This window comes from Fluviibacterium sp. S390, from assembly GCF_049800695.1.
Lineage (GTDB): Bacteria > Pseudomonadota > Alphaproteobacteria > Rhodobacterales > Rhodobacteraceae > Meridianimarinicoccus.
This window is the reverse complement of sequence record NZ_JBNAFN010000005.1, coordinates 1-12,371: the sequence shown is the minus strand read 5'-3', so window position 1 is coordinate 12,371 and position 12,371 is coordinate 1. Positions and strand designations below refer to the sequence as shown.

The 12,371-nt window shown below is 63.8% G+C and carries 16 protein-coding genes; 9 read left to right on the top strand and 7 right to left on the bottom strand.

The features are described from left to right. Positions 1-186 precede the first annotated feature (186 nt). The 5 genes from ACP15K_RS05350 to ACP15K_RS05330 all read left to right on the top strand — a co-directional run bounded on the left by ACP15K_RS05350 (position 187) and on the right by ACP15K_RS05330 (position 3,142). Positions 187-477, top strand: coding sequence for a DUF2282 domain-containing protein (locus ACP15K_RS05350; protein ID WP_193142525.1), 291 nt, complete (start codon positions 187-189; stop codon positions 475-477). A gap of 57 nt (positions 478-534) precedes the next feature. Further along, complete coding sequence (locus tag ACP15K_RS05345) at positions 535-1,401, top strand: DUF692 domain-containing protein (protein WP_424990008.1); 867 nt, start codon at positions 535-537, stop codon at positions 1,399-1,401. Further along, positions 1,398-2,147, top strand: coding sequence for a DNA-binding domain-containing protein (locus ACP15K_RS05340; protein WP_424990007.1), 750 nt, complete (start codon positions 1,398-1,400; stop codon positions 2,145-2,147). Before ACP15K_RS05345 ends, ACP15K_RS05340 begins: the two co-directional genes overlap by 4 nt. Before the next feature lie 4 nt (positions 2,148-2,151). After that, positions 2,152-2,709, top strand: coding sequence for a DoxX family protein (locus tag ACP15K_RS05335; protein WP_193142528.1), 558 nt, complete (start codon positions 2,152-2,154; stop codon positions 2,707-2,709). 223 nt (positions 2,710-2,932) lie between these two features. Continuing rightward, positions 2,933-3,142, top strand: coding sequence for a cold-shock protein (locus ACP15K_RS05330; protein ID WP_193142529.1), 210 nt, complete (start codon positions 2,933-2,935; stop codon positions 3,140-3,142). A gap of 58 nt (positions 3,143-3,200) precedes the next feature. On the opposite strand, the gene ACP15K_RS05325 is transcribed toward ACP15K_RS05330, so the two are convergent. Continuing rightward, positions 3,201-3,680: a dihydrofolate reductase gene (locus tag ACP15K_RS05325; RefSeq protein ID WP_424990006.1), complete on the bottom strand. Its 480-nt coding sequence runs from the start codon at positions 3,678-3,680 to the stop codon at positions 3,201-3,203. A 2-nt stretch (positions 3,681-3,682) separates the two neighbouring features. Further along, positions 3,683-4,498, bottom strand: a complete 816-nt coding sequence (locus ACP15K_RS05320; protein WP_193142531.1) for a thymidylate synthase — start codon at positions 4,496-4,498, stop codon at positions 3,683-3,685. Positions 4,499-4,677: 179 nt separating this feature from the next. Between ACP15K_RS05320 and ACP15K_RS05315 the strand changes: the two genes are divergently transcribed. Next, a complete protein-coding gene (locus ACP15K_RS05315) occupies positions 4,678-5,106 on the top strand; it encodes a VOC family protein (RefSeq protein ID WP_193142532.1) in 429 nt (142 codons plus the stop codon). A gap of 63 nt (positions 5,107-5,169) precedes the next feature. Here the strand turns inward: ACP15K_RS05315 and ACP15K_RS05310 are convergent, their stop codons facing one another. The 3 genes from ACP15K_RS05310 to ACP15K_RS05300 form a co-directional block, all read right to left on the bottom strand. Then, complete coding sequence (locus tag ACP15K_RS05310; RefSeq protein WP_394355479.1) at positions 5,170-5,622, bottom strand: MarR family winged helix-turn-helix transcriptional regulator; 453 nt, start codon at positions 5,620-5,622, stop codon at positions 5,170-5,172. A gap of 107 nt (positions 5,623-5,729) precedes the next feature. After that, positions 5,730-6,014 (bottom strand): succinate dehydrogenase assembly factor 2, encoded by a 285-nt coding sequence (locus tag ACP15K_RS05305; RefSeq protein ID WP_193142534.1) that lies wholly within the window; start codon positions 6,012-6,014, stop codon positions 5,730-5,732. Continuing rightward, complete coding sequence (locus ACP15K_RS05300) at positions 6,014-6,439, bottom strand: helix-turn-helix domain-containing protein (protein ID WP_424990005.1); 426 nt, start codon at positions 6,437-6,439, stop codon at positions 6,014-6,016. The genes ACP15K_RS05305 and ACP15K_RS05300 overlap by 1 nt, the downstream gene beginning before the upstream one ends. A gap of 48 nt (positions 6,440-6,487) precedes the next feature. Here ACP15K_RS05300 and ACP15K_RS05295 point away from each other — a divergent pair, with 48 nt between their 5' ends. Further along, positions 6,488-7,690 carry a pyridoxal phosphate-dependent aminotransferase gene (locus tag ACP15K_RS05295; RefSeq protein WP_193142535.1) on the top strand — a complete coding sequence of 401 codons (1,203 nt, stop codon included), beginning with the start codon at positions 6,488-6,490 and terminating at the stop codon, positions 7,688-7,690. 9 nt (positions 7,691-7,699) lie between these two features. Here ACP15K_RS05295 and ACP15K_RS05290 read toward each other — a convergent pair whose 3' ends face one another. Continuing rightward, the gene (locus ACP15K_RS05290; protein WP_424990004.1) at positions 7,700-9,076 is read right to left on the bottom strand and encodes an MATE family efflux transporter; all 1,377 of its coding nucleotides are present in this window, start codon (positions 9,074-9,076) and stop codon (positions 7,700-7,702) included. A 53-nt stretch (positions 9,077-9,129) separates the two neighbouring features. Continuing rightward, complete coding sequence (locus ACP15K_RS05285) at positions 9,130-9,894, bottom strand: hypothetical protein (protein WP_193142537.1); 765 nt, start codon at positions 9,892-9,894, stop codon at positions 9,130-9,132. Positions 9,895-10,032: 138 nt separating this feature from the next. Between ACP15K_RS05285 and parE the strand changes: the two genes are divergently transcribed. After that, positions 10,033-11,994 carry a DNA topoisomerase IV subunit B gene (gene parE, locus ACP15K_RS05280; RefSeq protein ID WP_193142538.1) on the top strand — a complete coding sequence of 654 codons (1,962 nt, stop codon included), beginning with the start codon at positions 10,033-10,035 and terminating at the stop codon, positions 11,992-11,994. Positions 11,995-12,135: 141 nt separating this feature from the next. After that, positions 12,136-12,371: transposase (locus tag ACP15K_RS05275; protein WP_424990003.1), on the top strand; the 236-nt coding region annotated here is incomplete at its 3' end.

The window sequence follows — 12,371 nt, the reverse complement described above, 5'->3', positions numbered from 1 at the left end:
ACACTTCGGCGTCATATCAAATGAAAACAATGCCTTGCGCACCTCGACTCCCGGCCACCACCTGACAGGATATGACAGCCCGGTGAGTCACGGAGCCGTGTGTGGGATCGGCTCATGCCAGCGTCTAGGATTTCCCTGTCGCCCGATGCGGCACCGAAACACATACAACCCAACAAGGATAGACCCATGTCGAACACCGTGAAGCATCTTGCCGTCGCTGGCGCCGTCGCCGCCGCTGTTGCCACCGCCGCCACCGCCCCGGCCCACGCGCAAGCCCAGGAAAAATGCTATGGCGTGTCGCTGGCTGGCGAGAACGATTGCGCAGCCGGTCCCGGCACCACATGCGCTGGCACCTCGACCGTGGACTACCAGGGCAACGCCTGGACACTGGTGGCCAAGGGCACCTGCACGGAAATGAAACTTCCCGACGGGCGCATGGGCTCGCTGGAAGCCCTGGACCGCGATCTGCCCGCCTGATCGGCCTGTCGGGCGGGCCGGGATCGGCCTGCCCACCCCTGACTGCCCGAGGTTCCCATGTCGTTCAGCCGCCCGCCGTTCACCGCCCTGCCCGATGCCGTCGGCGTCGGCTACAAGCCCAGCCATTTCGCGGCGATCGAGGCCGACCCCGGCCCCGTGCGCTGGTTCGAGGTTCACGCCGAGAACTACATGGGGGCAGGCGGACGCCCGCTGGCACAGTTGCGGGCGCTGGCCGAACGCTTCCCGATCTCGGTGCATGGTGTCGGTCTGTCGATCGGCGGAGAACGCCCGCTGGACACCGATCATCTGTCGCGCCTGAAGACGCTGCTGGGCTGGCTTGCCCCTGCGTCCTTTTCGGAACATCTGGCCTGGTCGACCCATGACAGCGGCTTTCTGAACGACCTGCTGCCGCTGCCCTATACCGCCGCCACGCTGGACCGGGTCTGCACCCATATCGATCAGGTTCAGGAGGCTCTGGGCCGCCGGATGCTGCTGGAAAACCCCTCGACCTACCTGGCGTTTTCTGAAACCGAGATGGCCGAGGTCGACTTCCTGCGCGAGATCGCGACCCGCACCGGCTGTGGCCTGCTGCTGGACGTGAACAACGTGTTCGTGTCGGCCACCAACCAGCAAACCGATCCCGTGTCCTATATCGACGCCTTCCCGCTGGATCTTGTGGGCGAAATTCATCTTGGCGGCCATGATGAGGATACAGATGATGCGGGCGCACCGTTGCTGATCGACAGCCACGGCGCCCCGGTGGTGGACCCGGTCTGGACGCTGTATGCCCATACCCTGCGCCGTGGCGGTCCACGCCCGACCCTGATCGAATGGGACACCGATGTGCCGGACTGGCCTGTGCTGGTGTCAGAGGCCCGCCGCGCGGCCGACCTGCTGGCACCTGTCCTGGTGCCCGCGCAATGACGCGCCTTTCGACCTTTGGAGAGGCCCTTCTGGACCCTGCGTCCCCGGTACCGGACGGTCTGACGGGCCCAGACGGCGCCCCTGCCGGCAAGCGATTCGACGTCTACCGCAACAACGTGGCGGTCAGCCTGACCGAAGCCTTGGAAACCGGATTTCCGGTCATCCGCAAGCTGGTCGGGGAAGACTTCTTCAAGGCCATGGTCGGCATCCACCTGCGGCAATCCCCCCCGCAAACGCCGCTTCTGATGACCTATGGCACCGCGTTTCCAACCTTCCTGGAAGCCTTCCCACCCGTCACGCATCTGCCTTATCTGGCCGATGTGGCACGGCTGGAACTGGCCCTGCGCGAAGCCTATCACGCTGCAGACTGCACACCGCTCGACCCCGCGCGCCTGCAAGACCTTCCCACCGACGTGCTGATGACCACCGGCTTCATCATGGCCCCGGCGATGCGCGTGCTATGCTCGCCCCACCCGATCCACGGCATCTGGCGCGCCAATACCCGGGCCTCTGCTCCGCCGCCGAACCCGCAGGCCGAATCCGTGCTGATCTCGCGCCCCGGATTTGATCCCATGGTTGACCCGCTGACCCCCGGTGCCGTGTCCTTCTGCCAGGCCCTGCAAGCCGGCACCCGTTTCGGCGCCGCGCTGGAGCAGGCCACCGGGACCGACCCCGACTTCGACCTGAGCGCCACGCTGGGCCTGCTTCTGACCCGTGGCGCGATCCATTCCCTGACCGAAAGCTGACCCCATGAAAACCCTTGTTTCCCTGTACAATTCCGTCTTCGGCCTGCTGGAACGCGCCACCGATGGCTGGCTGACCCCGACCCTTGCCCGGCTGGTCTTTGCCGGCACCCTTCTGGTCTACTATTGGGCGTCGGCGATGACCAAAATCGGCGATGGCATCTTCGGCTTCCTGTTTCCCTCGGCCGGGGCCTACATCCAGATCTTCCCCAAGGCGATGGAGGCCGCGGGCTATGACACCAGCCAATTGGGCTTTTTCCACTGGCTTGTCGTGCTCCTGGGCACCTATGCCGAGTTTCTGCTGCCGTTGATGATCGTCATCGGGCTGCTCACCCGCGCGGCGGCCCTTGGCATGATCGGCTTCGTCATCGTGCAAAGCTGGGTGGACATCACCGGGCACGGGCTGGCGGCCAAGGACATCGGGGCATGGTTCGACCGCGACCCGAGCAGCCTGATCGTCGATCAGCGGTCGTTCTGGATCTTCCTGCTTCTGGTTCTGGTGCTGAAAGGCGCTGGTCCCTTCGCCGCCGACCGTTTTGTCCTGAACCGTAAAGTCGAGGTCTGACCGGCATGGGTCGGTTGCCCGGTTTCCGGGCAGCCCTGTGCGCCGCACCAGGAACCACCGGAAAAATGGGCGGGGATGGAGCACTCCGGACTTGCCTTTTTTCCCCAACATGCTTGTTCAATAGGGACAGGGGGCGGTCCCGCCGCCCCCGTACACCACGGTCGATACGGTTTCGGCTGAAGACAAACGGCCCGCTCCGGCGGGGAGGACAAGGAGACACGCGATGCCCACAGGCACCGTGAAATGGTTCAACACCACAAAAGGCTATGGCTTCATCGCCCCTGACGACGGCGGCAAGGATGTGTTCGTGCACATTTCAGCGGTCGAGCGCGCCGGGCTGACCGGCCTCGCCGACAATCAGAAGATTTCCTATGAATTGCGCGAAGGCCGCGACGGGCGGGCGTCGGCCTCGGAATTGTCGCTGGAAAGCTGACCTGGCTCAGACCGCATGAGACCAAGAAAACGGCCGCCATCGCGGCCGTTTTTTGCGTTTACAGCCGCAACCATTCGCCCAATTCGCAGGCCGGCGCGGTGCTGCGCAGCGGTGTGCGGGCCACCACCGTCCAGTCGGCTGGATCGATGCGGGGAAAGAAGGTGTCGGCATCCGGCACGTCGAGATCAACCTCGGTGATCATCAGCCGATGGGCCAGCGGCAGCATCGCCTGGTAGATCCCCGCACCGCCAATGCCATAGATCCGGTGATAGCCCGCCGCCGCGCAGGCGGTCATCGCGGCCTCGACACTGGTGCAGACCGCATCGGCACCGTCGATCTGCCCCCCCGAGACGACGCAGTTGAAGCGGCGTTTCAGCGGGCGGAACGGCAGGCTTTCCCAGGTCCGGCGGCCCATGATGATCGCCCCGCCCAGGGTTTCACGTTGGAACGCCTTCAGATCCTCGGGCGCATGCCACGGAATATCCCCGTCCCGCCCGATGGCGCCGTTTCTGGCCCGTGCAACGATCAGCGTCATCATGGTCAGACCGCCACCGGCGCGCGGATCACCGGCGCCGGATCGTAGTTCAGGAATTCGAAGTCCTCGTAGCGGAAGTCGAAGATCGACGGCACCTCGCGCGTGATCATCAGGGTCGGACGGGCGCGCGGGGTCCGCGACAACTGCTCAGCCACCTGTTCCATATGGTTGGAATAGATATGGGCATCTCCAATGGAATGGATGAACTCGCCGGGCTTGTAGCCGGTCACCTGCGCCAGCATCGCCAGCAGCAGCGCGTAAGAGGCGATGTTGAAGGGCACGCCCAGGAACATGTCCGCCGAGCGCTGATAGAGTTGCAGATGCATGGTGTCACCCTGCACCCGAACCTGCCACAGCGTGTGACAGGGCGGCAGCGCCATCACGTCGACCTCGCCGGGGTTCCACGCCGAGACGATCAGCCGGCGGCTGTCGGGGCTGGTGCGGATGGCCTCGACCAGCTTGGCGATCTGGTCCACCTCGCCGATGATCGGACCGGCGGAGCCGGTCTCGACCTTGGGGAAATGCCGCCACTGGTGGCCATAGACCGGGCCAAGGTCGCCGTTTTCATCCGCCCATTCGTCCCAGATGCGCACCCCGTTGTCTTTCAGGTAGCGGATGTTGGTATCGCCGGACAGGAACCACAGCAGTTCGTGCACGATCGACCGCAGGTGCAGCTTCTTGGTGGTGACCAGCGGAAATCCCGCGCGCAGATCATAGCGGCACTGCAGCCCGAAATACGACCGGGTGCCGGTGCCGGTGCGATCCGAGGAGTCGACACCCTTCTGCAGCACCGTTTGCAATGCGTTGAGATATTCCTGCACGTTTCCCTCCCTGCGGGCTGTCCTGCACCGGCGCGACTCGGGCGCCGGATGCCGTTTTCCGATGTGTACCCGTTCCACCCCGACCGGCAAAGCAGATCGCGGGCCCGGCAGAGGCGCCAGGGCATTTGCAACCGCCGCCGCTCCGCCTATGTTTGCGCCATCAACAACAGGGGATCCCGATGACGATCAAATACCTCCACACCATGGTGCGCGTGAAAGATCTTGAGGCGTCTATGGCCTTCTACCGCCTGCTGGGACTGGAAGAGACCCGACGCACGGACAGCGAAGGCGGACGTTTCACATTGGTCTTCATGGCGCCGCCGGATCAGCCGGACTGCCCGCTGGAACTGACTTATAACTGGGATGGGGACGAGGGATTGCCCTCGGACAGCCGCCATTTCGGGCACCTGGCCTATGCGGTCGACGACATCTATGCGACCTGCCAGCACCTGATGGACAACGGCGTGGTGATCAACCGTCCGCCGCGTGACGGGCACATGGCCTTTGTGCGGTCGCCGGACAACGTGTCGATCGAATTGCTTCAGAAGGGAAAATCTCTGCCCCCGCAGGAGCCTTGGGCGAGCATGGAGAACACCGGTCACTGGTGATCTGGATGCGCGCGGACCGTTCTGGTCCCTGGTTCGGGCGGCGTGTCGGCGCCCGGACGATGCTTAGTAGATGTAGCGGATCTGGTCGCTCCAGTACCGCTCGACCCGGCGCAGCGAGGTGTTGATCTGGGCCATGCCATCGGCACCCATTACCCCGTGGCTTTCCAGACCGTCGGCATGGCGCGCGAACAGATCCTGCATGATCGCCCGGATCTCGCGCCCCTTCTCGGTCAGTTTGACCCGCACCGAACGGCGGTCGATCTGACAGCGCTGGTGGTCCATGAACCCCATCTCGACCAGCTTCTTGAGATTGTAGGAGACATTGGAGCCCTGATAGTAGCCGCGGCTTTTCAATTCGCCTGCGGTGACCTCATTGTCGCCGATGTTGAACAACAGCAGCGCCTGCACCGCGTTGATCTCGATGATCCCGAGCCGTTCGAACTCATCCTTGATCACATCCAGCAGCAGCCGGTGCAGCCGTTCGACCAGCGACATGACATCCAGATAGCTGGACATCACCGACTGTTCCGCCTTTTCCCCGATACCTGGGTGAACACTCATCCTGAAAACCTCCGCCAATAAGCAACTGGCGAAAACATTCAGCGCATTTTCCCAAGATCACGTTAAACTGGGCGCGAACCGTGCGAGACTGCGGTCGATTGGCTGGCGGCGATGCGGGTCATCAGTTCCAGATACTCGGGCGGGGTCGGTTTCTGGCCGCTGATCCACTGGTACAGATCGTGATCGTTTTCCGACAGCAGCGCGTCATAGATCAACAGATCGGCCTCGTTCAGCCCTTCAAGCTCACGATCCGCGAAGCCACCCAGGATCAGGTCCATTTCCTTGATGCCCCGCCGCATCGAGCGCATCTTCATGCGCTTGATCCGGGCCTCTGCCGTTTCCGCCATCACTTGTCCTCTTTCAGCACCTGACGCAGGCGCTTTTCCAGCAAGCCCACGCGGTCAGCGCTGCGCTGCATCTCGGATTTCAGCACCCGCATCTCGGTCAGGATCGCGGCCAGATCGTCCGAGATCGTGTCCTCGACGGCGGGGCCGTCCAGCCCTTCGCCCTCGGCCGTCAGCAGCCAGGTCAGCGACACGCCAAGGATGCCCGACAGCATCTGCAGCTTGTTGGCGCGCGGTTCCGAGAAGTCGTCTTCCCACTTGGCGACCGTGGTTTCCTTGACACCCAGCCGACGGGCCAGTTGCCCGCGACTCATGCCGGCGGCCTCCCGCGCGCCGGCCAGCCGGTCTCCGAAGGTCGAAGTTTCAGAACTGAACCATTCTTCGGGTTTTTCAGCGCCGCTCATGTCCGTGGTCTCTTGATCCGTCATGCGGCGCACCCTAAGCATAGCCTACCCCCATGACAACCGGAGAGACCGATGAGCTTCCTGTCCGAAACCCTTGCCCGCGTGAAACCCAGCCCGACCATCGCGGTCACCACAAAGGCCGCGGAACTGCGCGCCGCCGGCAAGGACGTGATCGGCCTGGGCGCGGGCGAACCGGATTTCGACACGCCCCAGAACATCAAGGATGCCGCCGTCGCGGCCATCGCCGCGGGCAAGACCAAATACACCGCCCCCGATGGTATCCCCGAGCTGAAGCAGGCGATCTGCGCCAAGTTCAAGCGCGACAACGGGCTGGACTATGAACCGGCACAGGTCTCGGTCGGCACCGGCGGCAAGCAGATCCTGTACAACGCCCTGATGGCCACGCTGAACCCCGGCGACGAGGTGGTGATCCCCGCCCCCTATTGGGTCAGCTATCCCGACATGGTGCTGCTGGCCGGCGGAGAGCCGGTGATTGCCGAAGCCACCGCCGAGAATGCCTACAAGCTGACGCCCGAGGCGCTGGAGGCCGCGATCACGCCCAAGACCAAATGGCTGATCTTCAACTCGCCGTCGAACCCGTCGGGCGCGGCCTATTCGCGCGCCGAACTGAAAGGCCTGACCGATGTGCTGCTGCGCCATCCCCACGTCTGGGTGATGAGCGACGACATGTACGAACACCTCGTCTATGACGACTTCGACTTCTGCACCCCGGCCGAGGTCGAGCCGGCGCTGTACGACCGCACCCTGACCGTCAACGGCGTGTCCAAGGCCTATGCGATGACAGGGTGGCGGATCGGCTATGCGGCCGGCCCCAAGGAGCTGATCGGCGCGATGCGGAAGATCCAGTCGCAAAGCACCTCGAACCCCTGCTCGATCAGCCAATGGGCGGCGGTCGAAGCCCTGAACGGCACGCAGGATTTCATTCCGGTCAACAACCAGACCTTCAAACGCCGCCGCGACCTTGTGGTTTCGATGCTGAACGACTGCGAAGGCATCACCTGCCCGACCCCGGAAGGCGCCTTCTACGTCTACCCGTCGATTGCGGCGTGCATCGGCAAGACGTCGGGCGCAGGCACCGTCATCGAGAATGACGAAACCTTCGCCACGGCCCTGCTTGAGGAAACCGGCGTTGCCGTGGTCTTCGGCGCGGCCTTCGGCACCTCGCCCTGCTTCCGGGTCAGCTATGCCACCTCGGACGACGCGCTGACCGAGGCCTGCGGGCGGATCAAGTCGTTCTGCGCGGCACTGTCGTAAACGACCAGATCAGGCGGCCGGTGCCCTGCGCGCCGCCGCCACTTTCGGAACGATCCGGGTCCAGAACCGGCGCATCATCAGGATGCCCGCCATGGTCAGACCCAGCGCCAGACCCAGCCAGATGCCGACCCCGCCAAAACCCATGTGGAAGCCCAGGAACCAGGCCACCGGCGCGCCAACGCCCCAATAGCTGACCGCCGCATAGATCATCGGCACCCGGGTGTCCTGCACCCCGCGCAGCAACCCAAGGGCCATGACCTGCGCCGCATCGGTCACCTGGAAGATCGCGGCAGCAGCCAGAAGGCCGACACCGATGGCCACGATTGCGGGCAATTGCGGATCATCGGGATCAAGGAACAGCCTGACCAGGGGTTCGGGCAGCGCCACGAGGACAACTACGGTGACAATCGCCACCGCCGCCGACAATGCCATTGCCGCCTTGGCCCCGCCGACCAGAAGAGCGGCGTCCTTACGGCCATAGGCACGCCCGGCCCGCACCGTCGCCGCCTGTGCCAGGCCCAGATGCACCATGAAGGTGGCCGTGACGTATTGCATCGCAATGCCATGGGCGGCCAGGGCCTCGGCGCTGATCCAGCCCATCAGGACAGAGGCGAAGGAAAACAGCCCGGCCTCGGCCAGGCTGGTCAGCCCGATCGGTGCACCGATGCGAAACACCTGCCGCAGCGCCACCCAATCGGGCCGCCAGAAGCGCACGAAGATCTCGCGCCGCCGCTCTTTCCAGCGCGCGTAGATGATCAGCAGGATGGCCGCCGCGACGTTCGCCCCGATAGAGGCCCAGGCCGCACCGCGCACCCCCATTTCGGGAAATCCGAAGGTGCCGAAGATCAGCAGATAGTTCATCACGGCGTTCACCGCCGCCGCCGCCAGCGTGACCCAGAGGACCACCTGCGTGCGCTCCAGCGCCGAAAGGTAACTGCGCAACAGCATGATCACCAGCGCCGGCACCATCATCCACAGGCCGATGGCAAAATACTGGTCGGCCAGCACCGCCACCTCGGGCACCTGCCCCAGCATGCCGAACAGATCCGGCACCATTACCAGCGGCGGCAGAACCACCACGCAGTACCCCATCGACGCCCAGAGACCCATGCGGGTCACCCGGCGCACCTGGATGTCGTCGCCTTCTTCGGCGGCTGCGGCCACCAGCGGCATCACGCCCCAGGCAAACCCGGAGCCAAGGATCAGGAACACGAAGATGACCGAGGTTGCCACCACCAGCGCCGCAAGCTCGGTGACGCCGTACCAGCCCATCATCACCGTATCGGTGACATGGATCAGCAATTGACCCAACTGCCCGCCGATCAACGGCAGGCCAAGGGTCAGGGTCGCTTTCAGATGCGCGGAAAAGGTCAAGGGTCGGGACATCCCCGGCCCTTACTCCGATTGCCGTGCCCCCTCAAGGGCCGTGGGAGGGCGTGCTACTGCACTTCAACCAGCCGGAACATTGCGCGGCTCAGGTTGCTCTGATGGAAGGATCGCAAGGACTTGGACTTTGGCATGATGCGGATGCCCACCGACAGGGAGTCGTATTTCTGCTGGCCGCGATAATCGTTGAAGGCCTCGGCATAGTCCAGGAACAGGCTGATCGGCGCGCCGTCAAAACGGTACTCCGTGCCAAAGCCGTAGACCGCGCCATCGGTATCGGCCAACGCCCCGGCCATCAGCAACCAGTTGTCATTGATATAAAAATCGCCGTCGACCTGACCGAACAACCCCGGTCCGTCCCGCCCCGGCACATCGTCGGAATCGGCGACAAACTGCATTCCAAACAGCCCGTGCCAGTCGATGGAGCGGCCGAAATGCTCGGCGCTGTAGGCCAGTTCTGTCGTCGTCGAAAAATCATCGTCGGACCGGATCCGCGCCCCGGCGGCATAGCGCTGCATGCCGACCCGCCGCCCGAACGCCAGTTCGAACCCGTTGAGGGCCGGATAGGGGCCATCGAAATCCTCGTTGCCCACGCCCAGTTCCAGCGCCGCCCGCATTCGTCCGTCGCCGCCCGCATCCCAACTGAGCGCCATGGCCAGCCGGGAAATGTCGTTGTCGGACTTGTCGGAATCGCCCGGTTGGGTGACCTCTTCGCGCGCCGCGTGGCTCAGCGCCGCGTCGAATTCGGCGTTCTGTGCATGGGCCGCCGAAATGCCCGCCAGGACGGCAAGAACCGTCCCAAAACCTACTGCTCGCATCGTGTTTTTCCCATGCGTTCGCCTCCCACATCTTGTGGCACGAGAGGCGAATCAACGCAAGTGAGGGCGCAGGAGTGATTGCCCTTCCCTGCCCGCTGCCTGTAGACTGGCCCGAAATACCAACAAAAGAGCAGTTCCATGGCCGATGACCTTCTGACCGGGGCGCAACCGTCGCCTGCCTATGACGCCGCCTCGATCGAGGTGCTGGAAGGGCTGGAGCCGGTGCGCAAACGGCCCGGCATGTACATCGGCGGCACCGATGAGCGCGCCCTGCACCATCTGGTGGCCGAGGTTCTGGACAACTCGATGGACGAGGCCGTCGCGGGCCACGCCAGCCGTATCGAGATCGAACTGCACGGCGATTGCTCGGTCACCATCAAGGACAACGGGCGTGGCATCCCGGTGGATCCGCATCCGAAATTCCCCGACAAATCCGCGCTGGAAGTGATCCTGTGCACCCTGCACGCGGGCGGCAAGTTCTCGGGCAAGGCCTATGAAACCTCGGGCGGTCTGCACGGCGTCGGCGTGTCGGTCGTCAACGCCCTGTCCGATCACGTCCGGGTCGAGGTCGCGCGCAACAAGACCGTCTACGCGCAGGAGTTTTCCCGCGGCATCCCGCAAGGACCGGTGACCGAGGTCGGGCAGGCCCCCAACCGCCGTGGAACCTCGGTCACCTTCCATCCTGATGCCGAGATATTCGGTAAGCTAAGGTTAAAGCCCGCGCGATTGTTCAAGATGGCCCGCTCCAAGGCTTACCTATACTCGGGCGTGGAAATCCGCTGGAAATCCCATATCGACGACGGTGAAACCCCGGCCGAGGCGGTGTTCCACTTCCCCGGCGGCCTGTCGGACTATCTGACCGAAACCCTGGGCAGCGCGGCCACCTATGCCGACCGCCCTTTCGCAGGGAAGGTGCAGTTCCAGGAACGTTTCGGCGTACCCGGCTTGGTCGAATGGGCAATCAACTGGACCCCGGCCCGCGACGGCTTCATCCAGTCCTACTGTAACACCGTCCCCACCCCCGAAGGCGGCACCCACGAGGCCGGCTTCTGGGCCGCGATCCTGAAGGGCATCCGCGCCTATGGCGAACTGGCCAGCAACCGCAAGGCCAAGGACATCACCCGCGAAGACCTGATCACCGGCGGCTGCGCGCTGGTGTCCTGTTTCATCAGCGAACCGGAATTCGTCGGCCAGACCAAGGATCGCCTCGCCACCACCGAGGCCGCCCGCCTGGTGGAAAACGCCGTGCGCGACCACTTCGACAACTGGCTGGCCGCCGACACGAAATCCGCCGGTGCGATCCTCGATTTTCTGGTTTTGCGCGCCGAGGAACGCCTGCGCCGACGCCAGGAAAAGGAAACCGCCCGCAAATCCGCCACCAAGAAGCTGCGCCTGCCCGGCAAGCTGGTGGATTGCTCGGCCGCCAACCGCGCCGGCACCGAGTTGTTCATCGTCGAGGGCGACAGCGCCGGCGGCTCGGCCAAGATGGCGCGGGACCGCAAGACCCAGGCCCTGCTGCCCTTGCGCGGCAAGATCCTGAACGTGCTGGGCGCGGCCTCGTCGAAGATGACCCAGAACGCCGAGATCAATGACCTGTCGCAGGCGCTGGGAGTCTCGATGGGCACCAAGTTCCGCGTCGACGATCTGCGCTATGAGAAAATCATCATCATGACCGATGCGGACGTCGACGGCGCCCATATCGCGGCGCTGTTGATGACCTTCTTTTTCAGCCAGATGCGCCCGCTGATCGACAACGGCCACCTCTACCTCGCCTGCCCGCCACTGTACCGGCTGACGCAAGGCGCCAAGCGCGTCTACTGTCTGGACGAGGTCGAGCGCGACGAATGGCTGGCCAAGGGACTGGGCGGCAAGGGCAAGATCGACGTCAGCCGCTTCAAGGGTCTGGGCGAGATGGACGCCAAGGATCTGAAAGACACCACCATGAACCCGGCCACCCGAAAACTGATCCGGGTGTCCGTGGACGACGACGAACCGGGTGAAACCGCCGATCTTGTCGAACGGCTGATGGGCAAGAAACCCGAAAAGCGGTTCGAGTACATCCAGGACAACGCGCGGTTTGTCGAGGAACTGGATGTTTGACCGACTGTAAGACAGACGGTATGCTCACATCGAAAAAAGTCGAGATTGCTTTGTCTTACGGTTGCAAGAACGTTATTAGGCTCAGGACCCATTGATTTCCGGCGATCAGCGTGATTCACCGTTCGAAAAACGAGCGGTGACATGTCTGATCTCTTCTGGCTTAGCGACGCGCAGATGGCGCGGCTTGCGCCTTTCTTTCCCAAGTCTCACGGCAAGCCCCGCGTCGATGATCGGCGCGTGTTGAGCGGAATTATCTTCATCAACCGCAATGGCTTACGTTGGCGGGATGCGCCCGCCGCATACGGTCCGCACAAGACCTTGTACAACCGCTGGAAGCGGTGGAGTGACAAAGGTGTTTTCGCGAGGATGATGGCTGG

Excerpts from the sequence above, each read along its gene's own strand:
- ACP15K_RS05350 (WP_193142525.1), top strand. The coding sequence starts at position 187 with ATGTCGAACACCGTGAAGCATCTTGCCGTCGCTGGCGCCGTCGCCGCC.
- ACP15K_RS05345 (WP_424990008.1), top strand. The coding sequence starts at position 535 with ATGTCGTTCAGCCGCCCGCCGTTCACCGCCCTGCCCGATGCCGTCGGC.
- ACP15K_RS05340 (WP_424990007.1), top strand. The coding sequence starts at position 1,398 with ATGACGCGCCTTTCGACCTTTGGAGAGGCCCTTCTGGACCCTGCGTCC.
- ACP15K_RS05335 (WP_193142528.1), top strand. The coding sequence starts at position 2,152 with ATGAAAACCCTTGTTTCCCTGTACAATTCCGTCTTCGGCCTGCTGGAA.
- ACP15K_RS05330 (WP_193142529.1), top strand. The coding sequence starts at position 2,933 with ATGCCCACAGGCACCGTGAAATGGTTCAACACCACAAAAGGCTATGGC.
- ACP15K_RS05325 (WP_424990006.1), bottom strand. The coding sequence starts at position 3,680 with ATGATGACGCTGATCGTTGCACGGGCCAGAAACGGCGCCATCGGGCGG.
- ACP15K_RS05315 (WP_193142532.1), top strand. The coding sequence starts at position 4,678 with ATGACGATCAAATACCTCCACACCATGGTGCGCGTGAAAGATCTTGAG.
- ACP15K_RS05310 (WP_394355479.1), bottom strand. The coding sequence starts at position 5,622 with ATGTCCAGCTATCTGGATGTCATGTCGCTGGTCGAACGGCTGCACCGG.
- ACP15K_RS05305 (WP_193142534.1), bottom strand. The coding sequence starts at position 6,014 with ATGGCGGAAACGGCAGAGGCCCGGATCAAGCGCATGAAGATGCGCTCG.
- ACP15K_RS05300 (WP_424990005.1), bottom strand. The coding sequence starts at position 6,439 with ATGACGGATCAAGAGACCACGGACATGAGCGGCGCTGAAAAACCCGAA.
- ACP15K_RS05295 (WP_193142535.1), top strand. The coding sequence starts at position 6,488 with ATGAGCTTCCTGTCCGAAACCCTTGCCCGCGTGAAACCCAGCCCGACC.
- ACP15K_RS05290 (WP_424990004.1), bottom strand. The coding sequence starts at position 9,076 with ATGTCCCGACCCTTGACCTTTTCCGCGCATCTGAAAGCGACCCTGACC.
- ACP15K_RS05285 (WP_193142537.1), bottom strand. The coding sequence starts at position 9,894 with ATGCGAGCAGTAGGTTTTGGGACGGTTCTTGCCGTCCTGGCGGGCATT.
- parE (WP_193142538.1), top strand. The coding sequence starts at position 10,033 with ATGGCCGATGACCTTCTGACCGGGGCGCAACCGTCGCCTGCCTATGAC.